General features: G+C 71.1%; 20 protein-coding genes. 13 read left to right on the forward strand and 7 right to left on the reverse strand.

Going from position 1 to position 20,626, the window contains the following annotated elements:
• Window positions 1–213 precede the first annotated feature (213 nt).
• The 4 genes from BLR99_RS01735 (at window position 214) to BLR99_RS01750 (ending at window position 3,407) form a co-directional block, all read left to right on the forward strand.
• Entirely contained in the window at window positions 214–1,224 is a 1,011-nt protein-coding gene (locus BLR99_RS01735) for a Bug family tripartite tricarboxylate transporter substrate binding protein (protein WP_074686706.1), read from the forward strand.
• Window positions 1,221–1,598 (forward strand): cupin domain-containing protein, encoded by a 378-nt coding sequence (locus BLR99_RS01740; RefSeq protein ID WP_074686708.1) that lies wholly within the window; start codon window positions 1,221–1,223, stop codon window positions 1,596–1,598. The genes BLR99_RS01735 and BLR99_RS01740 overlap by 4 nt, the downstream gene beginning before the upstream one ends.
• Window positions 1,595–2,404, forward strand: coding sequence for an HpcH/HpaI aldolase family protein (locus BLR99_RS01745; protein ID WP_074686710.1), 810 nt, complete (start codon window positions 1,595–1,597; stop codon window positions 2,402–2,404). The genes BLR99_RS01740 and BLR99_RS01745 overlap by 4 nt, the downstream gene beginning before the upstream one ends.
• 136 nt (window positions 2,405–2,540) lie before the next feature.
• A complete protein-coding gene (locus BLR99_RS01750) occupies window positions 2,541–3,407 on the forward strand; it encodes an IclR family transcriptional regulator domain-containing protein (protein WP_017439667.1) in 867 nt (288 codons plus the stop codon).
• Between the two features lie 5 nt (window positions 3,408–3,412).
• Here BLR99_RS01750 and mtgA read toward each other — a convergent pair whose 3' ends face one another.
• Genes mtgA through BLR99_RS01770 form a run of 4 tightly spaced genes read right to left on the reverse strand, consistent with a single transcriptional unit; the run spans window position 3,413 to window position 8,024 of the window.
• On the reverse strand, window positions 3,413–4,147 hold the full coding sequence (gene mtgA, locus BLR99_RS01755) for a monofunctional biosynthetic peptidoglycan transglycosylase (RefSeq protein ID WP_074686712.1): 735 nt from the start codon (window positions 4,145–4,147) through the stop codon (window positions 3,413–3,415).
• Entirely contained in the window at window positions 4,144–4,989 is an 846-nt protein-coding gene (gene aroE, locus BLR99_RS01760) for a shikimate dehydrogenase (protein ID WP_011793999.1), read from the reverse strand. Before aroE ends, mtgA begins: the two co-directional genes overlap by 4 nt.
• A gap of 50 nt (window positions 4,990–5,039) precedes the next feature.
• Window positions 5,040–5,900 carry an energy transducer TonB gene (locus tag BLR99_RS01765; protein WP_011794000.1) on the reverse strand — a complete coding sequence of 287 codons (861 nt, stop codon included), beginning with the start codon at window positions 5,898–5,900 and terminating at the stop codon, window positions 5,040–5,042.
• Window positions 5,901–5,942: 42 nt separating this feature from the next.
• Window positions 5,943–8,024: a ribonuclease catalytic domain-containing protein gene (locus tag BLR99_RS01770; RefSeq protein WP_011794001.1), complete on the reverse strand. Its 2,082-nt coding sequence runs from the start codon at window positions 8,022–8,024 to the stop codon at window positions 5,943–5,945.
• Window positions 8,025–8,168: 144 nt separating this feature from the next.
• On the opposite strand from BLR99_RS01770, the gene BLR99_RS01775 reads away from it, so the two are divergent.
• Window positions 8,169–9,839, forward strand: coding sequence for a Wzy polymerase domain-containing protein (locus BLR99_RS01775; RefSeq protein WP_011794002.1), 1,671 nt, complete (start codon window positions 8,169–8,171; stop codon window positions 9,837–9,839).
• Window positions 9,840–9,851: 12 nt separating this feature from the next.
• Here BLR99_RS01775 and BLR99_RS01780 read toward each other — a convergent pair whose 3' ends face one another.
• Complete coding sequence (locus tag BLR99_RS01780) at window positions 9,852–10,460, reverse strand: YqiA/YcfP family alpha/beta fold hydrolase (protein ID WP_011794003.1); 609 nt, start codon at window positions 10,458–10,460, stop codon at window positions 9,852–9,854.
• A 105-nt stretch (window positions 10,461–10,565) separates the two neighbouring features.
• Here BLR99_RS01780 and rodA point away from each other — a divergent pair, with 105 nt between their 5' ends.
• Entirely contained in the window at window positions 10,566–11,726 is a 1,161-nt protein-coding gene (gene rodA / locus BLR99_RS01785; RefSeq protein ID WP_011794004.1) for a rod shape-determining protein RodA, read from the forward strand.
• Between the two features lie 16 nt (window positions 11,727–11,742).
• On the opposite strand, the gene BLR99_RS01790 is transcribed toward rodA, so the two are convergent.
• Window positions 11,743–13,116 (reverse strand): amidase, encoded by a 1,374-nt coding sequence (locus tag BLR99_RS01790; RefSeq protein ID WP_011794005.1) that lies wholly within the window; start codon window positions 13,114–13,116, stop codon window positions 11,743–11,745.
• Window positions 13,117–13,284: 168 nt separating this feature from the next.
• Between BLR99_RS01790 and tldD the strand changes: the two genes are divergently transcribed.
• The 4 genes from tldD (at window position 13,285) to BLR99_RS01810 (ending at window position 17,200) form a co-directional block, all read left to right on the forward strand.
• Complete coding sequence (gene tldD / locus BLR99_RS01795; RefSeq protein ID WP_011794006.1) at window positions 13,285–14,745, forward strand: metalloprotease TldD; 1,461 nt, start codon at window positions 13,285–13,287, stop codon at window positions 14,743–14,745.
• 58 nt (window positions 14,746–14,803) lie between these two features.
• Window positions 14,804–15,370, forward strand: a complete 567-nt coding sequence (locus BLR99_RS01800) for a hypothetical protein (protein WP_074686714.1) — start codon at window positions 14,804–14,806, stop codon at window positions 15,368–15,370.
• A 254-nt stretch (window positions 15,371–15,624) separates the two neighbouring features.
• Window positions 15,625–16,770 carry a 3-deoxy-7-phosphoheptulonate synthase gene (locus BLR99_RS01805; RefSeq protein ID WP_011794008.1) on the forward strand — a complete coding sequence of 382 codons (1,146 nt, stop codon included), beginning with the start codon at window positions 15,625–15,627 and terminating at the stop codon, window positions 16,768–16,770.
• A gap of 121 nt (window positions 16,771–16,891) precedes the next feature.
• Window positions 16,892–17,200, forward strand: a complete 309-nt coding sequence (locus tag BLR99_RS01810; protein ID WP_011794009.1) for a hypothetical protein — start codon at window positions 16,892–16,894, stop codon at window positions 17,198–17,200.
• Here BLR99_RS01810 and mpl read toward each other — a convergent pair.
• Complete coding sequence (mpl, locus tag BLR99_RS01815; protein ID WP_046060411.1) at window positions 17,194–18,615, reverse strand: UDP-N-acetylmuramate:L-alanyl-gamma-D-glutamyl-meso-diaminopimelate ligase; 1,422 nt, start codon at window positions 18,613–18,615, stop codon at window positions 17,194–17,196. The genes BLR99_RS01810 and mpl overlap by 7 nt on opposite strands.
• 190 nt (window positions 18,616–18,805) lie before the next feature.
• Here mpl and BLR99_RS01820 point away from each other — a divergent pair, with 190 nt between their 5' ends.
• From BLR99_RS01820 to accB, 3 genes are all read left to right on the forward strand, one after another.
• Window positions 18,806–19,408, forward strand: a complete 603-nt coding sequence (locus BLR99_RS01820; protein ID WP_074686716.1) for a hypothetical protein — start codon at window positions 18,806–18,808, stop codon at window positions 19,406–19,408.
• Window positions 19,405–19,992, forward strand: coding sequence for a TlpA family protein disulfide reductase (locus BLR99_RS01825; RefSeq protein WP_074686718.1), 588 nt, complete (start codon window positions 19,405–19,407; stop codon window positions 19,990–19,992). Before BLR99_RS01820 ends, BLR99_RS01825 begins: the two co-directional genes overlap by 4 nt.
• Before the next feature lie 109 nt (window positions 19,993–20,101).
• Complete coding sequence (gene accB / locus BLR99_RS01830; RefSeq protein WP_011794013.1) at window positions 20,102–20,557, forward strand: acetyl-CoA carboxylase biotin carboxyl carrier protein; 456 nt, start codon at window positions 20,102–20,104, stop codon at window positions 20,555–20,557.
• Window positions 20,558–20,626 lie beyond the last annotated feature (69 nt).

Consider the following 20,626-nt stretch of genomic DNA (forward strand, 5'->3'; position numbering starts at 1 on the left):
ACGGGCCCCGCCGTAGAGCGCACGGCCCTCCGCGCAATCCCGCAGGCCGGCAAGGGCCATGAATTGCGGAACGGGGCCAAATCGTTCCACTCTTCGGAATCCGGAAAGTTCGCCTCCTATTCGGCGAATATGGCTCCTAGACTTTGCGCATGCGATCTAAAAAATGATTTTTGCATCGTATTTCTCAAATTCATCAAAGAGGGAATCAAACACATGCCGTCCAACATCCTGCTGTCACGCCGCCACGCTCTCGCTCTGGGTCTGGGGAGCGCCGTCCTTCCATGGGCCGCCCGTGCCCAGGGGCCGCAGGGTGGGGGCGGCAGCGGCGATTTTCCGACGAAGCCGATCCGCCTGGTGGTGCCCTTCGCTCCGGCGGGCTCGACGGACATCCTCGCCCGGCTGCTCTCCAGGCAGCTCTTCCCCCACAGTGGCCAGCCCATCGTGGTGGAGAACGTCGCCGGCGCGGGCGGCAACCTGGGCGCCGCCGTGGTGGCGCGTGCGCCGGCCGACGGCTATACGCTCGAGATCGGCGCCATGTCCACCCATGCGATGAACGGCAGCCTCTACCGCCAGCTGCCGTTCGACCCCATGAACGATTTCGACACCGTCGCCATGCTGGCCTACGCGATCAACGTGGTCGCGGTGTCCGCCAGCATGCCGGTGCACACCTTCCCCGAACTGCTTGCCTACATCCGCGCCAACCCCGGCAAGATCAACTATGCTTCCGGGGGCATCGGCACGCACAACCACCTGACCCTGGCCCTGCTGGCCAAGACCGCGGGCCTGGATATCGTGCACGTGCCCTACAAGGGCGGCGGCCCCGCCGTGGCGGCCCTGGTGCAGGGGGAGTGCCAGATGTTCGCGGGCGGAGCCTCGCTGCTGCTGCCCCATGCGCAGGCCGGAAAGATCCGCCTCATCGCGGTGACCGAGAAGAGCCGCACCGACCTGCTGCCCGGCGTACCGAGCGTGTCCGAGACGCTCAAGGGCTTCGAGGTGACCAACTGGTACGGCGTGTTCGCGCCGCGCGGCCTCGAGCCGGCGCGTCGCGCGCAGCTCAACGAAGAGATCAACCGCGTCACCGCGCTGCCCGAGGTCGCCGAGCGTTTCCGGGGCCTGGGCATGGTGCGCTCCCCGCTGTCGCCGCTGCAGCTGCGCGCCGTGCTCCAGGCGGACCACGACCTGTGGTCCCGCACCATCCAATCCCTCCGCATCGCACCCGAATGATCCTCCCTGCCCCCGCCCCCCTGCCGCCCGAGGCGGCTGCCGTCCTGCACAGCGTTGACTGGAGCGCGCTGGAATGGGTGCCCGTGCGCCGAGGTATCGAACGCAAGGCGTTCGGCAGCGGCAACGTGACCCTGGCGCTGCACCGCCTGATGCCCGGGCACGAGCCCCGGCCGCACCAGCACCCGAACGAACAGGTGATGTATATCCTGGCGGGGCAGCTGGACGTGCACGTGGACGGGCAGGTGGTCCGGCTGGGGCCGGGCGGGCTGCTGCTCATCCCGCCCCATGCGCTGCACTACGGCGTGGTGGTGGGCGACGAGCCCGTGCTCAACCTGGACGTCTTCACGCCCGCGCGGCCGGAATACCTCGCATGAGCGGCATCCTCCATTCCCTGCCTTCCGGTCCGTCCCCCGCGGCACGGCTGCGCAGCCGCATCCTGGCGCGCGACCGCCTGATGGCGACCTTCGTCAAGACGACCTCGCACCAGACGGTGGAGGTGCTGGCCGCCACGGGGCTCGATACGCTCGTGCTCGATGCCGAGCACGCGCCGTTCGGTCCGGAGAGCCTGGACCGCAGCCTGCTCGCCGCCCATGCCTGCGCGCTGCCGGTCCTGGTCCGCGTGCCCTATCCGCGCGCGGCGGCCATACAGCAGGCGCTGGACCTCGGCGCGGGCGGGGTGATGGTGCCGCATGTGGACGATGCCCGCATCGCCGAAGAGGTGGTGCGCGCGGCGCGCTACGGCCAGGGCGGAGCCCGGGGCTTCAGCAATTCCTCGCGCGCCGGGGGCTACGGCACCCGCGGCATGGCCGAGCACCTGCTCGCCAGCGACGCGCACACTTCGGTCATCGTGCAGATCGAAAGCGCCCGCGCCGTGGCCGAGGCGGCCGCCATCGCGGCCGTGCCGGGCGTCGATTGCCTGTTCGTCGGCCCGGCCGACCTGGCCGTTTCCCTCGGAGCCCAGGGGCTGGACGATCCGCGCGTGGCCGCCGCGGTCGCGGCCGTGAGCGCGGCCGGGCTGGCCCAGGGGCGCGCAGTCGGCTGCTTCGTGCCCGACGTGCACGGCATTCCTCCGCTGGCCGCGCAAGGCATATCGTTTTTCGTGGTCGGCTCCGACCAGGCCCTCCTGCGCAGGGCTGCGCGGCAGGTGCTGGCCGAGGCGACCGAATCCGAGGCGGCCTGAAGGCATCGGGAAACCTGCCCATGGACCACCTTATTTCCGTTTCTCCAGCGCGCCTGACCGGGGGGCCGCGCGCAATTGCGTTCCCTGAATGCCCCCCGCATTCGCTGGCCTTCCATTTCCACAGAGAGAACCACCCATGAGTACCGAAGTCCGCTCCGTGCAACGTGCGCTGCTGATCCTGCGCGTCATGAACGAGCGCTCCACCTGGAGCCTGCAGGAACTGCACCAGCGCACGGGCCTCGCCAAATCCACGCTGCACCGCCTGCTGGGCACGCTGGAGCACGAGAAATACGTGCGCAGCGACCCCCATGCCTACGGGCAGTACCAGTTGACGCTGGCCGTGAGCAACCTCAGCAGCGGCGTGAACGAGAAGCTGCGCCTGGCCGAACTCGCCGCGCCGCTCATGATCACCGCCACGCGGCAGATCAAGTGGCCGCTGTCGCTCGCCGTGATCGACGGGCACCAGATGCGCGTGGTCTTCTGCACCATGCCCTACAGCCCCTATGCCATCCGCCCCTCCAGCCTGGGCCGGCGCTACGACCTGATCCCCTCGGCGCTGGGCCGCGCCTACCTCGCCTACTGCACCCGCGCCGAGCGCCGCATCCTCGTGGAGGCCGCCAACACGCATGGCGAGCCGCACCAGAAGATCACCGACATGTGGGCGCTGCGCCGGATCGTGCAGGAAACGCGCCGCCAGGGCTATGCCATCCGCTATGCGCGCAACAACTCCGAGAGCACGGCGTTCGCGGTGCCGGTGTTCGGCGGTGGCGTGCTGCGCGGCGCGCTGGTGTATTCCACCTTCGCGAGCCAGATGGACGACCGCATGCTCAAGCGCTTCCTCTCGCTCGTGCAGTCCACCGCTTCGCGGATCGGCGAAGAGGCCGCGCAGTCGTCGCAGCTGCCCGGCATGCCGCTGCCGCCGCAGACGGCCGGCATCCTGGCCGCGCCGCAGCCGGCGGCGTATGCCGGCGCCGTGTCGAACGCGCTCTCCGTGGCGGCCTGAAGGCCCTAAGGCAGTTCCGCGCTGGCCATCCTTCCCAGGATCACGCGCGTGCGGCCCGAAAGGTACGCCGAGCCCGGGTTCTTCTCGAAGCGCCTGGGCGCGGGCAGCATGACGGCGAGGCGCGCCGCCTCCGCGGCGCTCAGCTGCGATGCGCTCTTGCGGAAGTAGCGCTGCGCAGCCGCCTCGGCGCCGAACACGCCTTCGCCCCATTCCACGCTGTTGAGGTAGATCTCCAGGATGCGCTGCTTGGAGAGCAACTGCTCCAGCGCCAGCGTCAGCACGAACTCCTGCCCCTTGCGCAGGAGGTTGCGCTCGCCGGACAGCAGCAGGTTCTTGGCGAGCTGTTGCGTGATGGTGGAGCCGCCCCGGATGCGCGCCGGGCGCACCGCCCGCCCCGGTTGCGCGTCCTGCAGCCGCGCGGCCCGGGCCTCGGCGCGGGCATTGCGTTCCCAGGCCTTCTCGATCGCGTTCCAGTCCACGCCGTCGTGGCTGGCGAAGCCGTCGTCCTCCGAAGCGATCACCGCGCGCTTGAGCGTGTCTGCGATGCGGCCGTAGGGCACCCATTCCTGCCGCCAGTGCAGGCCGCTGCCGCCGGCCACCTGGGCCCAGGCCTCGGAGCGCTGGAAGCTGGTGGATTGCGGATCGACGGCCGCCATCGCGGCGATGCGCAGCACGAAGAACAGCTGCAGGGCCACGCCGGCCAGCAGCACGCAGCCGATCCAGCGCAGCAAGGCCTTCATAGCTGCGCGCGCAGTTCCTGCAGCACCTGCGCGGCCGGGGGGCGCACGCCGCGCCAGACGGCGAACGCCTCGGCGGCCTGCTCCACCAGCATGCCCAGCCCGTCGCGCGGCACCGCGCCGTGGGCGCGCGCCCAGTCCATGAAACCCTGCGCGGCGGGGCCGTACATCATGTCGTAGGCCAGGGTGCCCTCGCGCAGCACCGTGTCCGGCACGGGCACCTCGCCGCCGGCCAGGCTGCTGGCCGTGGCGTTGATGACCACGTCGAAGCCGGTGCCGGGCTGGCCGATCGGCAGCGCCTCGAGCACCACCTGCCGGCTGGCCGCGAGGTCCGCGTGCGCCTGCACCAGGGCCTGCGCGCGCGCTTCGGTGCGGTTCGCCACGGTGATCCGCCGGGGGGCCTGGTCCAGCAGCGGGGCGAGCACGCCCGCGGCCGCGCCGCCGGCACCCACGAGCAGCACGTCGCGGCCCGCGAGCGCCACGCCCGCATTGACCACGATGTCGGCCACCAGGCCCAGGCCATCGGTGTTCTCGGCATGCACCGTGCCGTCGGCCCGGAAGCTCAGGGTGTTGGCTGCCCCCGCGCGCCGCACGCGGTCGCTGGCGTGGGTCGCGAGCCGGGCCGCGTCGTGCTTGAACGGCACCGTCACGTTGCAGCCCGCCCCGCCGGCCGCCGCGAAATCGGCGAGCGCCCGGGCGAAGCCGTCGAGCGGCACCAGCCGCCGCGTGTAGGCGATCCGCTGGCCGGTGAGTTCGGCGAAGCGCGCATGGATCCACGGCGAGCGGCTGTGCTCCACGGGATGGCCCATCACGCAGTACACGTCCGGGGCGGATGTCGTCGTCATGGCGGCAGAGGGCGGGAAAGTCGTCGGGAAAGCGGGCGGGCCGGGGTGCGTCAGCGCACGCTGGTCTCCAGCGTCTGCTCGCGCGTGAACTTGAAGCGCGACACCACGGCGATCTGGTCGGCCTTGGCGCGCATCGCGGGGCTGAAGGTGCCGAAGGGGCCGGACGCGCGCACGATGGCCTGCGCGCGCTGGTCCAGCAGGCGGTTGCCCGAACCCTGGACGATCTCGGTGTCCAGCACCCGGCCGTCGTGGTTCACGGTCACGATCATGGTCAACTCGCCGTAGAGCTTCCTGCCGGCCTGCTCGGGGAAACTCTCCGTGCCTTTGTCCTCGATCTTGCGGCGCAGCGCGTCGTAATAGACCGCATAGACCTCCTCGCGGGTGGCCGGGCTGATGTAGCGCTTCTTCGGGCGGGAATTCTCCTCGTTGATGCGCTTTTCGATCTCGGCGAGCAGTTTCAGCAGCTGGCGGCGCCGCTCCTCCTGCTGCACGCGGTCCGTGTTCGGGCTCTGGTCGCGCGGGTCGGGCGGGGGCATGGTCGCCAGTTGCTTGCGCAACTGCGCCAGCAACTGGGCCTGCTGCTCCTGCATGGCGTCGAGCTTGCGCTGCGCCTCCTCGAAATCCTCGCCCACCTGCGTGATGGCGGAATAGGGCAGGGGGCTGGTCGCGCGGCCCTTGTCCGCGTCCCCGCCGCCGGCCAGCGAGGATTGCGCGATGGCCTGGGCCTTCTCGGGCCGCTCGTTGGACTTGGCGTTCACCAGGATCACCTCCAGCGGCGTGTCCTGGAAGACGCGGTTGAAGCCTTCCGGGTCGATGAAGCGCGCCGACAGCAGCACGGCGTGCACGGCCACCGAGAAGGCGAGCGCGATCTGCAGCGTGCTGAAGCGTTGGAGGAGGGCGGGGAGTCTCACGGCGGCCGATTATGCGGGCTGGAGCGGCGTGGCCGGCGGCGTTCAGGACGCCGCGGGCGGTGCGTTCGTTCCCTCGGCCTCGTTGACGTCCACCGCGATGGTGATCGGGCCGGCCACGGCTTCCTCGTCGTCGCCCTCGGGTTCGCCGGCGATGGCGTCGTCCCCCGGATCGGCCGGATCGTCCAGGCGCTCGACCACCGTGCCGCTCACATCCAGCGTGATGTCGTCGATCTCGCCCAGCTTCACGCGCACGCGCGCCCCGCGGGGCAGCGCCTGGGCGCCCAGCACGGGCAGCACCAGCGGCAGGTCGTCCGCGCGCACCAGGTAGCTGCCGCCGCCGCCGTCCTTGATCACGCTGGCATCGATTTCGGCGATGTCGTTCTGGCGCAGGTACTGCAGCGTCCAGAAGCGCTCCATGCCGGCCTGGTAGCCGTTGTAGGCGCCGTAGGCCGCGTCGAAGCTGCTGATGATGGAGAACAGGTCCGCGTCCTTGGGCTTGAACGGCGCCGCGAGCGCGGCGGTCTTGCCGTGGCGCACGCAGGCGATGATCTGCCACTGGTTCACCAGATCGACGTAGCGGCGCAGCGGCGAGGTCGCCCAGGCATAGCTCTTCACGCCGATGCCCGCATGGGGCAGGGCCTTGGTGCCCATGCGCACCTTCATGCCGGGCGCGAGGCTCGCCTGGCTCCGGTAGATGCCGGGCACGCCGTGGTCGGCCAGCAGGCCGCCCCAGGTGCTGTTGGCCACGATGGCGGCTTCGGCCACGATCAGGTCCAGCGGCGCGCCGCGGCGGCGCGTGGTGATCGAGACGGTCTCGGCACCGGTCGGCTCGCCGCCCTCGGGCACGCCCGCAAGGCGGAAGTTGTAGTCGGGCCGGTTGAAGGTCTCGGGCTTGCCGCGCACCACCTCGCGCTGCGCCTTGAGCTTGCGCGCCAGGCGGTGGAGGAACGACAGTTCGGCCCGGCGTTCCTGCAGCGCGGCGGGCGTGCCCTCCACCTCCACGGACGGGTCCTGCAGCCACTCCTCGGTGACGATGTGGTCCAGCCGGTCGTGGCGCAGGTTCACGGCCACGGGCACGCGTTCGAGCTTCGTCTCCGTGCCCGTGATCTCCAGCGTGGCCTCGTCGATGGACACGTAGAGCGAAACGGCCGGGTTCGCGCGGCCTTCGTCCAGCGTGTAGATCTGCACCACCTCGTCCGGCAGCATGGTGATCTTGTAGCCCGGCATATAGACGGTGGACAGCCGCTGCCGGCCGAGCTGGTCGAGCGGGGAGCCCGGCACGATCGCCAGCCCGGGCGCGGCGATGTGGATGCCCAGCACCACCGTGCCGGTGCCCAGGCCCTGCACCGAGAGCGCGTCGTCGATCTCGGTGGTCTGGGAGTCGTCGATCGAGTAGGCCTGCACGGGCGCCAGCGGCAGGTCGGCCGGCGGCTGGGGCGCCGTGAGCGACGGAAAACCCGTGCCCTTGGGGAAGTTGTCGAACAGGAAGCGCTTCCAGTGGAACTGGTAGGGCGAATCGATCGCGCCGGCCTGCTGCAGCAGGTCGAGCGGCGCCTTGTGCGTGGCGCGGCTGGCTTCCACCACCGCCTTGTATTCAGGCGCGTTCTTGTCGGGCCGGAACAGGATCCGGTAGAGCTGCTCGCGGATCGGCTGCGGGCATTCGCCGCGGCCCAGCTGCTCCGCCCAGGCGGCGATCTGCTCCTGGACCAGGCGCTTCTTCTCGATGCCGGCCAGCGCCTGCTGCAGGATCTCGGCCGGCGCCTTCTTGAAACGGCCCTTGCCGGCGCGGCGGAAGTAATGCGGCGCCTCGTAGAGCGCGAACAGCGCGCCCGCCTGCTGGGCCAGCGTGGCGTTCTCGGAGAAATAGTCGCGGGCGAGGTCGGCGAAGCCGAATTCCTCTTCCGGCGCGAACTCCCAGGCCAGGGGCAGCTCGATGGTCGCGGCCAGGGCCTGGCCCTCGCGGACCAGGTCGGCCGGGGCCGGCTTCTCGAATTTCAGCAGGATGTGGGCGGCCTTCACCTTCACCCGCTTGCCCGATTCGAGCTCGATCTGGGCCGAGCTTTCCGCTTCGGACAGGATGCGGCCGGCCAGGAACTTGCCGGCTTCTTCAAACAGTGCATGCATGGCGGGATTGTCCCATGGGCCGCGCACCTGGGCGGCCGGCGCGGCAGGCGCCGCCGGGCGCCCTATGATCTGGCGCTCGCCGGCGCCTGCCGCGCTCCCCTTCTTCGCGACCGACACCGCCCGCTTCCGCGTCCTGCACACCCGATGACCGCGCCCGCGCAATCCCCCTGGTTTTCGCCCCTGCTGGCCTGCGGCGCCGCCGTGGCCATCGCATTGCCTTTCCTGTACGGACACACGACGACGCCGCTGTCCAATTTCTGGCCCCTGGCCGTTTCCGGCCTGTGCGCCCTCGTGGTGGCGGCCGCCCTGGCCGCCGCCTGGTCGTGCCAGCCAGCCGGCGCGGCGGGCGACGGCCTGCGCGAGGGGGCGGCCAGGGCGGTCGCGGCCGGCATGCTGCTCGCCGGGCTGGCCGGCGCCGCCATCGGCCTGGCCCAGTTCTTCTGGGGCGATCCCGGCTGGGCGCCCTGGATCTATCCCTCCACGCACGGCGTCGCCATGGGCAACCTGCGCCAGCGCAACCAGCAGGCCACGCTGCTGTGCATGGGCGCCTGGGCGCTCGCCTGGTGGGTGGCGCGCACGCACGGCGCGCCGCCGCCGGGCGGCGGGGGCCGGCGCCTGCGGCCCGCGTCCGTGGCGCTGGGGGTGCTCGCCTTCTGGGCGCTCGCGCTGCTCGCGGCCGGCGCGGCGGCCACGGCGTCGCGCACCGGGGCGCTGGAATGGGGCTGCATGCTCGTCCTGCTGCTGCTCTGGCGCCGCTCCCTGGGCGCGCCGGCCCTGGCCCTGGGCATGGCGGGCATCGCGCTCTATGCCCTGTTCTCCGGGCTGCTGCCCATCCTGCTGGAGCGCTGGACGGGCTTCGCCATGGACGGCCTGTTCGCCCGCTTCTCGGCGCCCGAGCATGCCTGCGACAACCGCCGCGTGCTCTGGTCCAACGTGCTGCACCTGATCGCCCAGCGGCCCTGGACGGGATGGGGTTGGGGCGAGCTGTCCTACGCCCACTACATCACCCAGTACCCCGGCAAGCGCTTCTGCCTGCTGGTGGACAACGCCCACGACCTGCCGCTGCACCTGGCCGTGGAACTGGGCCTGCCTTTCGCCCTGGCCGCCTGCGGCCTGGCGCTCTGGCTCGTGTGGCGCGCGCGGCCCTGGCGGGAAACCGACCCGGCCCGGCAGCTCGCCTGGGGGCTGCTGGCCATCGTCGGCGTGCACAGCCTGCTGGAGTTCCCGCTCTGGTACGGGCCCTTCCAGCTGGTGACGGCCTGCGCGCTCGCGCTGCTCTGGCCCCGCTGCTGGCGGATGCCGGCGCGCGCGGCCCTGCGCGTCCCGCTGCTGTGCGCCGCCGGGCTGGCGGCGGGCTTCTGGCTGGCCGGCATCGCGTTGCTGGTGCGCGACTACCACCGCGTCTCGCAGCTCTACCTGGCCGTGGACCAGCGCGATCCCGCCTTCCGGGACGACACCGCGCGGCGCGTCGCCGAATCCACCGTGTTCTTCCGCGACACCCTGGATTTCGCCGTGCTCACCACCCTGCAGCCCACGCAGGACAACGCCGTGCGCATGCACGCCCTGTCCAGCCGTCTGCTGCACTACTCGCCCGAGCCCCGCGTCATCGAGGCACTCATCGACAGCGCCGCCCGGCTCGGCCTGGACAGCGAGGCCGACTTCCATGCGCGGCGCTACCGCGACGTGTATCCGCAGGAATACGCCACCTGGCTGGCCAGGCGGCCGGCGCCGGCTTCCGCGGTCCAGCCGGCGACGAGCCTGTCCGGACCACGGCCGGGCCTTCTCGGACCGCGGCCGAGCCGCCCCCTGCGCTAGGGCCTGTTAACGCTACAACAGGCCCCGATCCACCAGGCCGCAGAACGCCACCACTTCGCCGAGGTGGTCCGGGAACGCGCTCAACGCGTGGTCGCCCCCTTCGAGCCGCCGCACCTGCGCGCCGGCGTAGCGGGCCGCCATTTCCCGCCAGTCCAGGAGCTCGTCGCCCTTGGCGATGATGGCCAGTTGCGGGCCGGCCGGGTCAAGGCCCCGCACGTCCAGTGCCCGCAGTTCGGCGATGTATTCCGGCCGGAAGTAGAAGTGCTCGGCGGGGTCGTGCCACGCCGTCTGCTCGCCGATGTAGCGCTCCAGGTCCCGGGCCGGGTTCACCGCCGGGTTCAGCACCACGCTCGTGCAGCCCGGCTTCTGCAGGGCCACCCAGCTCGCGTAGAACCCGCCCAGCGACGAGCCCACCACGGCCATGCGCTCGGCAGGCCAGTCCGCGATGCCCTGCGCGACCAGCGCCATCGCCTCCCGGGGCGAGGGAGGCAGTTGCGGGCACCAGAAGTGCGCGTCCGGCCGGTGTGCCGCCATCCATTCCGCCATCTGCCGCGCCTTGGCCGAGCGGGGAGACGAACGGAAGCCGTGCAGGTAGAGCAGGTGGGTGGTGGCGTGCGGCATGGGGGGAGCGGTGGCGAAGTGCGTGGGACGGGCGGGAGGCGCCGTGGGTGGACCGGCATTGTGCCGGGGGCCGGCCCGGCGGGGCGGCGCCGATAATGGCGCCCCATGTCCGCCGTTTTCGACAAGCCTTCCCTGCCGCAGCGCATCCTGCCCCTGTTCCGCGGCTTCGACTGGCCGCTCATCGCGGTGCTGCTGCTGCTGTCGTCGATCGGCCTGGTGGCGATGTACTCCTCGGGCTACGACCACGGCACCCGGTTCTACGACCACGGCCGCAACATGCTGCTGGCCGCGGGCATCCTGTTCGCCGTCGCGCAGATCCCGCCGCAGCGGCTCATGATGCTGGCGGTGCCGCTCTACACCGCCGGCGTGGCGCTGCTGGTGGCGGTGGCGCTCTTCGGCATCATCAAGAAGGGCGCGCAGCGCTGGATCAACGTGGGCATCGTGATCCAGCCGAGCGAGATCCTCAAGATCGCGATGCCGCTCATGCTGGCCTGGTGGTTCCAGAAGCGCGAAGGGCAGTTGCGCCCGCTGGACTTCGTGGTGGCCGGCGTGCTGCTCGCCGTGCCCGTGGGCCTCATCATGAAGCAGCCCGACCTGGGCACCTCGCTGCTGGTGCTCGCGGCCGGGCTGTCGGTGATCTTCTTCGCCGGATTGCCCTGGAAGCTCGTGCTGCCCCCGGTGATCCTGGGCGGCATCGGCATCGCGCTCATCGTGTGGTTCGAGCCGCAGCTCTGCGCGGACGGCGTGCGCTGGCCGGTGCTGCACGACTACCAGCAGCAGCGCATCTGCACGCTGCTCGACCCCACGCGCGACCCGCTGGGCAAGGGGTTCCACATCATCCAGGGCATGATCGCCATCGGCTCGGGCGGTGTCTGGGGCAAGGGCTTCATGGCCGGCACGCAGACCCACCTGGAATTCATCCCCGAGCGCACCACCGACTTCATCTTCGCGGCCTATTCCGAGGAGTTCGGCCTGGTGGGCAACCTGTTCCTGATCGTCAGCCTGCTGCTGCTCGTCTGGCGCGGGCTGGCGATCGCGCTGGGCGCGACGACGCTGTTCTCGCGCCTCATGGCCGGTGCCGTGTCGATGATCTTCTTCACCTACGCCTTCGTGAACATGGGCATGGTGAGCGGCATCCTGCCCGTGGTGGGCGTGCCGCTGCCCTTCGTGAGCTACGGCGGCACCGCGATGGTCACGCTGGGGCTGGCGCTGGGGGTGCTGATGTCCATCGCCCGCGCGCAGCGGCAGCCGCTGGCCCCGGCCTGAGGCCGGCAGCCCGTTCTTAGTCCGCGCGCAGGCACGCCTCCACGGCGCGGCCCACCTGCAGGATGCGGGCATCCGCGCCGTGCAGCCCCGCCACCGACAGGCCCACTGGCAGTTCGTCCGGGGCCCCGCAGGGCAGCGACAGCGCGCAGCCGTCCAGGAAATTGATCACCGAGGTATTGCGCAGCACCAGGGCGTTGGTCGCGAAGAAGTGGGCGTCGTCCTGCTCCAGCGGCTCGCGCAGCGGCGCACGCACCGCCACCGTGGGCATCAGCCAGGCGTCCAGGTGGCCCAGTCGCTCCTGCGCGGCGGCCTGCAGCCGGACGCGGGCATCCTGCACATCGATGTAGTCCGCTGCCAGGATGGCGTCCCCACGCCGGGTGCGCTGCGCCACGCGCGGGTCGTAGCGGGCCGCCACGGAGGCGTCCACGAGGCGTGCCCGGTGCACCTGCCAGGCCTCCGCCGCGATCAGCCCGCCCGCCGCGTTGATGCGCGGCAGCGCGTGCAGTTCCGCAAAGGCCACGCGTTCGATGCGGGCCCCTGCCGCGGAAAGCCGGCGCAGCGCGTCCTCGAACGCGGCGGCCACCTCGGGCTCCAGGCCGTCCATGACGAGATCCTGCACGACCCCCAGCCGCATCCCGGCCAGCGGCCACGCGCCGGCAGGGGCGGCGTCGCTTCCCTCGCCCGACAGCACCGCGTCCAGGATCGCGCAGCAATCCACGCTGCGCGCCAGCGGGCCGACGGAGTCGAGGCTGCGCGAGAGCGGATACGCGCCCGCGAGCGGCACCCGCCGTGCGGTCGGCTTGAAGCCCGTGAGCCCGCAGAACGCCGACGGAATGCGGATGGAGCCGCCCGTGTCCGTACCCAGCGCCGCAGCGGCCAGGTCCAGCGCTACCGTGGCCGCCGCGCCGGAGCTGGATCCACCCGTGACCCGGCCGGCATCCTGTGGATGCGCCGGCGTGCCGTGGTGGGGGTTGAGGCCCAGCCCGGAAAAGGCGAACTCGCTCATGTTGGTGCGGCCCAGCAGGACGGCCCCCGCGGCGCGCAGCCGGGCCACGGCGGCCGCATCGCTCGGGGCGGGCCCGGCATCCGCCAGCACGGCGGAGCCGGCGCGCGTCACCTGTCCGCGCACATCGAACAGGTCCTTGACCGACACCGGCAGGCCCGCGAGCGGAGACGGCACGTGGCCCGCGGCACGGGCGAGGTCGCTCGCCCGTGCCGCCAGCCGGGCGGCCAGCGCGTCCACTTCGCCGACGTAGGCGGCGCCTCCGCCGGCACGGTGCGCCGCGATGCGCTCCAGTGCCGCCTCCACCAGGGCCTCGCTCGTCGTGGCGCCCTCGGCCAGGGAGCGGGCGAGTTCGCGGATCGTGGGAAGGGCGGGGCGGTCGGGCATGGACGGCGGTCTCCTGGGCTGGGCCGGTTGGATGAAGCAGGGAAAGGGCTGACCGTGCATTCTTGCAGGCCGGCGCCGCACCCCGGGCAGGTTCCGAGAGGCCACGACGGCATGCGGGGTGTGGCGCCCCCGCGGACGGGCGGCGGCGGGCCCTTCTAGAATCCCCGCATGATCTCCCGCGAACCGACCATCGAACGCCTGTCCATTGCCCGCCGGCTGCTGCTGGAACCCTTCGGGCTGGACGAAACCCACCTGGCGCGCGCGCTGTCGGACATCCGCGCCCACCGGGTGGACGATGCCGACCTCTACTTCCAGTACACCCGCAGCGAGGGCTGGAGCCTGGAAGAAGGCATCGTCAAGACCGGCTCCTTCAGCATCGACCAGGGCGTGGGCGTGCGGGCCGTGAGCGGCGAGAAGACGGCGTTCGCCTATTCGGACGACATCTCCGAGGCCTCGCTGCGCGACGCGGCGCGCACGGTGCGCTCCATCGCCGCGGCGGCGCAGCAGGGCCGCGCGAAGGTCGCCGCCCGCAAGGTCGCCGCCAGCCGCTCCCTCTATCCCGACCTGGACCCGATCGCCACGCTCGACAGCACGGCCAAGGTGGCGCTGCTGGAAAAGGTGGAGCAGCGCGCCCGCGCCAAGGACCCGCGCGTGGCCCAGGTCATGGCCGGCCTCGCGAGCGAATACGACGTGGTGCTGGTGGCGCGTGCCGATGGCACGCTCGCGGCCGACGTGCGCCCCCTGGTGCGGCTGTCCCTGACGGTGATCGCCGAGCAGGGCGGCCGCCGCGAGATGGGCTCCGCCGGCGGCGGCGGCCGCTTCGGCCTGGCCTACTTCGACGACGGGCAGATCGGCCGCTATGTGGACGAGGCCGTGAACGCGGCCCTGGTCAACCTCGATGCCCGCCCGGCGCCCGCCGGCGAGATGACCGTGGTGCTCGGCCCCGGCTGGCCCGGCATCCTGCTGCACGAGGCCGTGGGCCACGGCCTGGAGGGCGACTTCAACCGCAAGGGCTCCAGCGCCTTCAGCGGACGCATCGGCCAGCGCGTGGCCGCCAGGGGCGTGACGGTGCTCGACGACGGCACCATCGCCGACCGCCGCGGTTCGCTCAACGTGGACGACGAAGGCCACGCCAGCCAGCGCAACGTGCTCATCGAGGACGGCATCCTCCGGGGCTACATCCAGGACTCGCTCAATGCCCGCCTGATGGGCGTGGCCCCGACGGGCAACGGCCGCCGCGAAAGCTACGCCCACATTCCCATGCCCCGCATGACCAACACCTACATGCTGGGCGGCGACAAGGACCCGGCCGAGATCGTGGCCAGCATCCAGCGCGGCCTCTACGCCACCAACTTCGGTGGCGGCCAGGTGGACATCACGAGCGGCAAGTTCGTGTTCTCCGCCAGCGAAGCCTACTGGGTGGAAAACGGCAAGATCCTCTACCCCGTCAAGGGCGCCACCATCGTCGGCAGCGGCCCGGAATCCCTCAAGCGCGTGAGCATGATCGGCAACGACATGGCGCTCGACAGCGGCGTGGGCACCTGCGGCAAGGAGGGCCAGAGCGTGCCCGTGGGGGTGGGCCAGCCCACGCTGCGCATCGACGGCCTGACCGTCGGCGGAACGGCCTGAGGGCACACGCCCGCGTCCCGGCGCCTCCTGGACGCTGGCGGCATCGCACGGGCTCTGTATGGCGACGCGTCCCGTCCCGCTTTCCAGCAGCCTGCAGACCTTCGGCGACATCAGCCGCTGGCTGCGCGAGAGCGTGGCGGACGAGGACTCCCAGCAATTCCGGGAGGCCGTGACGGCGCTGTCGGCGCAGGTCGAGGCGGCGGTGCGGATCCGCCGCGCTCCGCAGGTCGATCCGCGGGCCGTGCTGGAGTGCGCCGGCCGGTTGCTGGACGAGGCACGCGCGCACCAGTTGTTTCTCTCGGGCCTCGGGTCCGCATGGCATGCGCTGTACGAGTTCGGGGCCTACGAAAGCGCGCTGCGCCAGCTGATCCGGGCCACGGCGGCTTGGCAGGAGGCCCTGCAGCGGCGCAGCCGCGACGAGGCGCAGCGCTTCCATGCCTTCGAAGGGGACGCCTGGAGGGCGCTGGGCGAGGCCGTGCTCGCCATCGACCTGTACCAGCAGGGCGGCGTGGGCCCGAGCGAAATGCAGGACCTGCTCGCCAGCAGTCCCATGTCCCCGCCCGCGCAAGGCTGGTGGTCCCGCCTCGGCGCCTGGCTGGGCCGCCCGCGCGGTAGGCGGCGCTGAACGGGGCCGCCCGGTCTGTCGCCGGTGCGCAACGCACCGCCGTGCCGGGAAAAAGAGTGCTACATTGGCAGACATGCCGATTCGCAGCGCGTTTTACTTTTGGTCCTTTTGGTTCTCTGTCCCTGGCGGATGAGAGGTTAGCGCGCAGCCACCCCTGAAAGCACCTACCCCCTGAAGACCGCCGAAGCTGAAAAGCCCGGCGGTTTTTTGTTTTTCCCGCCCCACTTTTCGAACCACCTCACGAGGAAGCAGCCATGACGGCCCCTGTCCAATCCGCACCCTCTTCCAGCGATGCCTGGTACCGCCACGTCGAGAAAACCAGCGAGACCGACGACGAACGTATCAAGGACATCACCGTGCTGCCCCCTCCCGAACACCTGATCCGCTTCTTCCCCATCCGGGGCACCGCGATCGAAACCCTCATCTCCCGCACGCGGCACCGCATCCAGGACATCATGGCCCGCCGCGACGACCGCCTGCTGGTGGTGATCGGCCCGTGCTCCATCCACGATCCCGCCGCCGCCCTCGAATACGCGCGCCGCCTGCAGTCCGTGCGCGCCCAGTACGCCGACACGCTGGAGATCGTGATGCGCGTCTATTTCGAGAAGCCGCGCACCACCGTGGGCTGGAAGGGCCTCATCAACGATCCCTACCTCGACGAGAGCTACCGCATCGACGAGGGCCTGCGCATCGCGCGCCAGCTGCTCATCGACATCAACCGCCTGGGCGTGCCGGCCGGCAGCGAATTCCTCGACGTGATCTCCCCGCAGTACATCGGCGACCTCATCAGCTGGGGCGCGATCGGCGCGCGCACCACCGAGAGCCAGGTGCACCGCGAGCTGGCATCGGGCCTGTCGGCGCCCATCGGCTTCAAGAACGGCACGGACGGCAACATCCGCATCGCCACCGATGCCATCCAGTCCGCGAGCCGGGGCCACCACTTCCTCTCCGTGCACAAGAACGGGCAGGTGGCGATCGTCAACACGCAGGGCAACCGCGACTGCCACGTGATCCTGCGCGGCGGCAAGACCCCCAATTACGACGCCGACAGCGTGGCCGCTGCCTGCAGGGACCTGGAAGCCGCCAAGCTGCCGCCGACCCTCATGGTGGACTGCAGCCATGCCAACAGCAGCAAGCAGCACGAGCGCCAGCGCGACGTGGCGCGCGACATCGCCGGCCAGATCGCGGGCGGCTCGCACAGCATCTTCGGCGTGATGGTCGAGAGCCACCTCGTGGCCGGCGCCCAGAAGTTCACGCCGGGCAAGGACGATGCCTGCGCGCTGGAATACGGCAAGAGCATCACCGACGCCTGCCTGGGATGGGAGGATTCCCTGGGCACGCTGCAGGAGCTGTCGGACGCCGTGCGCGCACGTCGCGCCGCCGTCGCCCTGGCGGCCTGACCTGCACCCGGCCGGCCCGCGCGACCCCCGGGTTTACCGGGAGGTCGCGGCGGTTGCGGACGGGGGAGGCCGCCGTGTAAGCTTTTCGGCATCCCCCTCACCGGCACAAAGGCTTTTTCCCATGCGCAGCGAAGTCACCGTCCTCCTCGGGCCCGGCCAGGAATTCCGCTTCGACCTCGAAGGCGAGGTGCCCATGGCCCATGAGATCGCGCGCCGCTGGCTCGACGAGGAATTCGTCCGCCTGGAATGCGAGCCGCTGCGCGCCAGCGGCAAGGTGCTCACCGCCGACAAGGTGCTGGTCGTCGCCCAGGCCGCGGGCCCGGCCCTGCTGGCGCAGGACTGGGGCCGCCGGTTCGCCGCGGCGGCGTCCGCGGCGCTGGCCCGGCCGGTCGTGCGCGTCGATCTGCCGGCGATGGCGATCAGCTACTGACCGGCGCGCTCCGCCAGGGCGCCCAGCAGCCGGGCGTGGATGCCGCCGAAGCTGCCGTTGCTCATGCACACCACATGGTCGCCCGGACGCGCCGCCGCGGTGATCCGTTCCACCAGGGTGGCGATGTCGCCTGCCGTGCAGGCCCTGCTCCCCAGCGGGGCGAGCGCCTCGGCTGCGTCCCAGTCCAGCCCTGCCGTGTGGCAGAAGGCGAGGTCGGCGGCTTCCAGCGCCCACGGCAGCTGCGCCTTCATCGTGCCGAGCTTCATCGTGTTGCTGCGCGGCTCGAAGGCCGCGAGGATGCGTGCATCCGGCCCGACGCGGCGGCGCAGCCCGTCCAGCGTGGTACGCAGCGCCGTGGGATGGTGCGCGAAATCGTCATACACCGCGACGCCGCCGGCCGTGCCGCGCAGTTCCATGCGCCGCTTGACGTTGCGGAATCGTCCCAGCGCCGCCGCGGCCTCGGCGGGCGCCACGCCCACGTGGTCCGCGGCCGCGATGGCCGCCAGCGCGTTGAGCTGGTTGTGCACGCCGCTGAGTTCCCACTCCACGCGGCCGACGGCATGGCCGCCGCGCAGCACGTCGAAGGCCTGCGGCTCGCCGCGCGCCGTGAAATCGCTCACCGCCGCACCGAAGCTGGCCACGCCGCTCCAGCAGCCCTGGTGCAGCACCCGTGCCAGGCTTTCCTCCAGCCCGTTGAACACCACCCGGCCCGAAGGCGGCACCGTGCGCACGAGGTGGTGGAACTGCCGCTCGATCGCGGCCAGGTCGTCGAAGATGTCCGCGTGGTCGAACTCGAGGTTGTTCAGCACCGCGGTGCGCGGGCGGTAGTGGACGAACTTGCTGCGCTTGTCGAAGAAGGCCGTGTCGTATTCGTCGGCCTCGATCACGAAGAGCGGCGCGCCGCCGGCCGGGCCGTCCTGCGCCACCGGCCGCTGCGCCGCGCCCAGCCGGGCGGAGACACCGAAATCCAGGGGAACGCCGCCCACCAGGAAGCCGGGCTGCAGGCCCGCGCATTCGAGGACCCAGGCGAGCATGGACGTGGTCGTGGTCTTGCCGTGCGTGCCCGCCACCGCGAGCACGTGGCGCCCCTGCAGCACGTGCTCGGCCAGCCACTGCGGGCCGCTCGTGTAGGGGGCGCCCGCGTCCAGGATGGCTTCCATCAGGGGGAACTTGGGGCCGCCGTCGGGAAGCCGCGCGCGGCTCACCACGTTGCCCACGACGAACATGTCCGGCGCCAGGTCCAGCTGCTCGGCGCCGTAGCCTTCGATCAATTCGATGCCCAGCGCGCGCAGCTGGTCGCTCATCGGCGGATACACCCCGGCATCGCAGCCCGTGACCTTGTGGCCCGCCTCCCGCGCCAGCGCGGCCAGGCCTCCCATGAACGTTCCGCAGATGCCCAGAATGTGAATGTGCATGGGCGCCGATTCTACGGTTCGGCTCCCGCATGACCGCGGGAAGGACGGGGGTTGCCATTCTTTCCGGAGCCATGCACCGTCGGCACGGCAGGCGTGGCCCAAGACCCCGCGCCGGACGTGCGCTTTGCGCACCACGCCCGCGGCCCGTCAGGCCACAATGCGGGTATTCCCTCCCGACCGAGACGCCGCCATGTCCAACGCCCTCGCCACCGAGATCGCCAGTGCCGCCGCCCGCTTCGTCGTCGAGGAGGGGCTCGAATGGGGCCCCGCCAAGCGCCGGGCCGTCCGGCAACTGGGCCTGCCCGCGCGCACCCCGCTGCCCGACAACGACCTCGTGGAAGACGCCGTGCGCGAATACATCGGCCTCTTCTGCGCCGACACCCAGCCGGCCGAGCTGCGGGCGCTGCGGGAACTGGCCCTCGTCTGGATGCAGCGCATGGCGGAGTTCCGCCCGCACCTCGGCGGGGCCGTCTGGTACGGCACGGCCACCCGGCTGTCGGACATCTATCTGCAGCTCTTCTGCGACGACTGCAAATCCGCGGAGATCGCCCTCATCGACCACCACGTGGACTACGAACCCCGCACGGTCACCGGTTTCCACGGCGAGTCGGTGGAGGCGCTCAGTCTCTGCAGCCTGGCCCCGGGCCTGGGCGAAACCGTGGGCGTGCACCTGCTTGTCTATGATCTGGACGACCTGCGCGGTGCGCTGCGCCCCGATGCGCGAGGGCGCGTGCCCCGTGGCGATGCGCGGGCAGTGCGCCGGCTGCTGGACAACGAGGACAGACCCGAATGACCGATCCCACCCCGGCGGCCGGAGCCGCCGTCTCTTCCGACGCCGCACCCGCCAGCCCCCCGCGGCGCAGGGCCCTCTATGCGGCCGCCGCCGCCGTGGCCGCCGCGGGCGGCGCCGGCCTGGCGTGGTGGCGCTTCCAGCCGCACGCCGCAGCTTCGGGGGCCGAGGCCGCGCTCTGGGGCATGCGTTTCGATGTGCCCCAGCCCGGCAGTCCGGCGTTGGACATGCAGGCCTTCCGTGGCCGGCCGCTCCTGGTGAACTTCTGGGCCACCTGGTGTCCGCCTTGCGTGGAAGAGCTGCCCATGCTCAATACCTTCTACCGCGCGCAGCAGGCCAAGGGCTGGCAGGTGGTGGGCCTCGCGATCGACCAGCCCTCGTCGGTGCGGCAGTTCCTGGCCCGGGTGCCGCTGGACTTTCCCATCGGGCTGGCAGGCCTGCAGGGCACGGACCTGGGCCGCAGCCTCGGCAACCTGGCCGGCGGGCTTCCGTTCACCGTCCTGTTGGGCGCAGATGGCACCATCATGCACCGTAAAATGGGGCAGATCACGGCCGATGACCTCCGCCAGTGGTCCACGATGGGGTGATTTCACTGCAACCCATTCGTAGATGATGGAATTTGCGCTCGGATAGGGGTCGAAAGGGTCAAATTGGGGTAAATTCGCGCCCTATTTCGTTTTAGGCGTTGGAGTCCCCATGGATTTGCGAAAACTCAAGACCTTGATTGACCTCGTGTCCGAGTCGAACGTTTCGGAGCTCGAGATTACCGAGGCGGAAGGCAAGGTCCGCATCGTCAAGAGCGGCGGCGCGGTCGTCCAGCAATTCGTGGCGGCACCGGCTCCGGCCCCTGCGGCGCCCGCTCCGGCCGCCGCCGCACCGGCGCCCGTCGCCGAACTGCCGGCACCGTCCGCCCCCACCGGCCACATCGTCAAGTCGCCCATGGTGGGCACGTTCTACCGCGCTTCCAGCCCCGGTGCCAAGGCATTCGTCGAAGTGGGCAGCCAGGTCAAGGAAGGCGACACCATCTGCATCATCGAGGCGATGAAGATCCTCAACGAGATCGAGGCCGACAAGTCCGGCACGGTCACGCGCATCCTGGGCGAGAACGGCCAGGCGGTGGAGTACGGTCAGCCGCTGTTCGTCATCGAGTAAGCCTCGCAGCCCACTGCAGACCTGCAGCGAACCAGGAAATTCGTGTTCAAAAAGATCCTTGTCGCCAAT

The sequence above is a fragment of the Paracidovorax citrulli genome, assembly GCF_900100305.1.
Classification (GTDB): domain Bacteria; phylum Pseudomonadota; class Gammaproteobacteria; order Burkholderiales; family Burkholderiaceae_C; genus Paracidovorax; species Paracidovorax citrulli.

Coding starts and splice junctions, on each gene's coding strand:
- BLR99_RS01735 (WP_074686706.1), top strand. CDS start 214: ATGCCGTCCAACATCCTGCTGTCACGCCGCCACGCTCTCGCTCTGGGT.
- BLR99_RS01740 (WP_074686708.1), top strand. CDS start 1,221: ATGATCCTCCCTGCCCCCGCCCCCCTGCCGCCCGAGGCGGCTGCCGTC.
- BLR99_RS01745 (WP_074686710.1), top strand. CDS start 1,595: ATGAGCGGCATCCTCCATTCCCTGCCTTCCGGTCCGTCCCCCGCGGCA.
- BLR99_RS01750 (WP_017439667.1), top strand. CDS start 2,541: ATGAGTACCGAAGTCCGCTCCGTGCAACGTGCGCTGCTGATCCTGCGC.
- mtgA (WP_074686712.1), bottom strand. CDS start 4,147: ATGAAGGCCTTGCTGCGCTGGATCGGCTGCGTGCTGCTGGCCGGCGTG.
- aroE (WP_011793999.1), bottom strand. CDS start 4,989: ATGACGACGACATCCGCCCCGGACGTGTACTGCGTGATGGGCCATCCC.
- BLR99_RS01770 (WP_011794001.1), bottom strand. CDS start 8,024: ATGCATGCACTGTTTGAAGAAGCCGGCAAGTTCCTGGCCGGCCGCATC.
- BLR99_RS01775 (WP_011794002.1), top strand. CDS start 8,169: ATGACCGCGCCCGCGCAATCCCCCTGGTTTTCGCCCCTGCTGGCCTGC.
- BLR99_RS01780 (WP_011794003.1), bottom strand. CDS start 10,460: ATGCCGCACGCCACCACCCACCTGCTCTACCTGCACGGCTTCCGTTCG.
- rodA (WP_011794004.1), top strand. CDS start 10,566: ATGTCCGCCGTTTTCGACAAGCCTTCCCTGCCGCAGCGCATCCTGCCC.
- BLR99_RS01790 (WP_011794005.1), bottom strand. CDS start 13,116: ATGCCCGACCGCCCCGCCCTTCCCACGATCCGCGAACTCGCCCGCTCC.
- tldD (WP_011794006.1), top strand. CDS start 13,285: ATGATCTCCCGCGAACCGACCATCGAACGCCTGTCCATTGCCCGCCGG.
- BLR99_RS01800 (WP_074686714.1), top strand. CDS start 14,804: ATGGCGACGCGTCCCGTCCCGCTTTCCAGCAGCCTGCAGACCTTCGGC.
- BLR99_RS01805 (WP_011794008.1), top strand. CDS start 15,625: ATGACGGCCCCTGTCCAATCCGCACCCTCTTCCAGCGATGCCTGGTAC.
- BLR99_RS01810 (WP_011794009.1), top strand. CDS start 16,892: ATGCGCAGCGAAGTCACCGTCCTCCTCGGGCCCGGCCAGGAATTCCGC.
- mpl (WP_046060411.1), bottom strand. CDS start 18,615: ATGCACATTCACATTCTGGGCATCTGCGGAACGTTCATGGGAGGCCTG.
- BLR99_RS01820 (WP_074686716.1), top strand. CDS start 18,806: ATGTCCAACGCCCTCGCCACCGAGATCGCCAGTGCCGCCGCCCGCTTC.
- BLR99_RS01825 (WP_074686718.1), top strand. CDS start 19,405: ATGACCGATCCCACCCCGGCGGCCGGAGCCGCCGTCTCTTCCGACGCC.
- accB (WP_011794013.1), top strand. CDS start 20,102: ATGGATTTGCGAAAACTCAAGACCTTGATTGACCTCGTGTCCGAGTCG.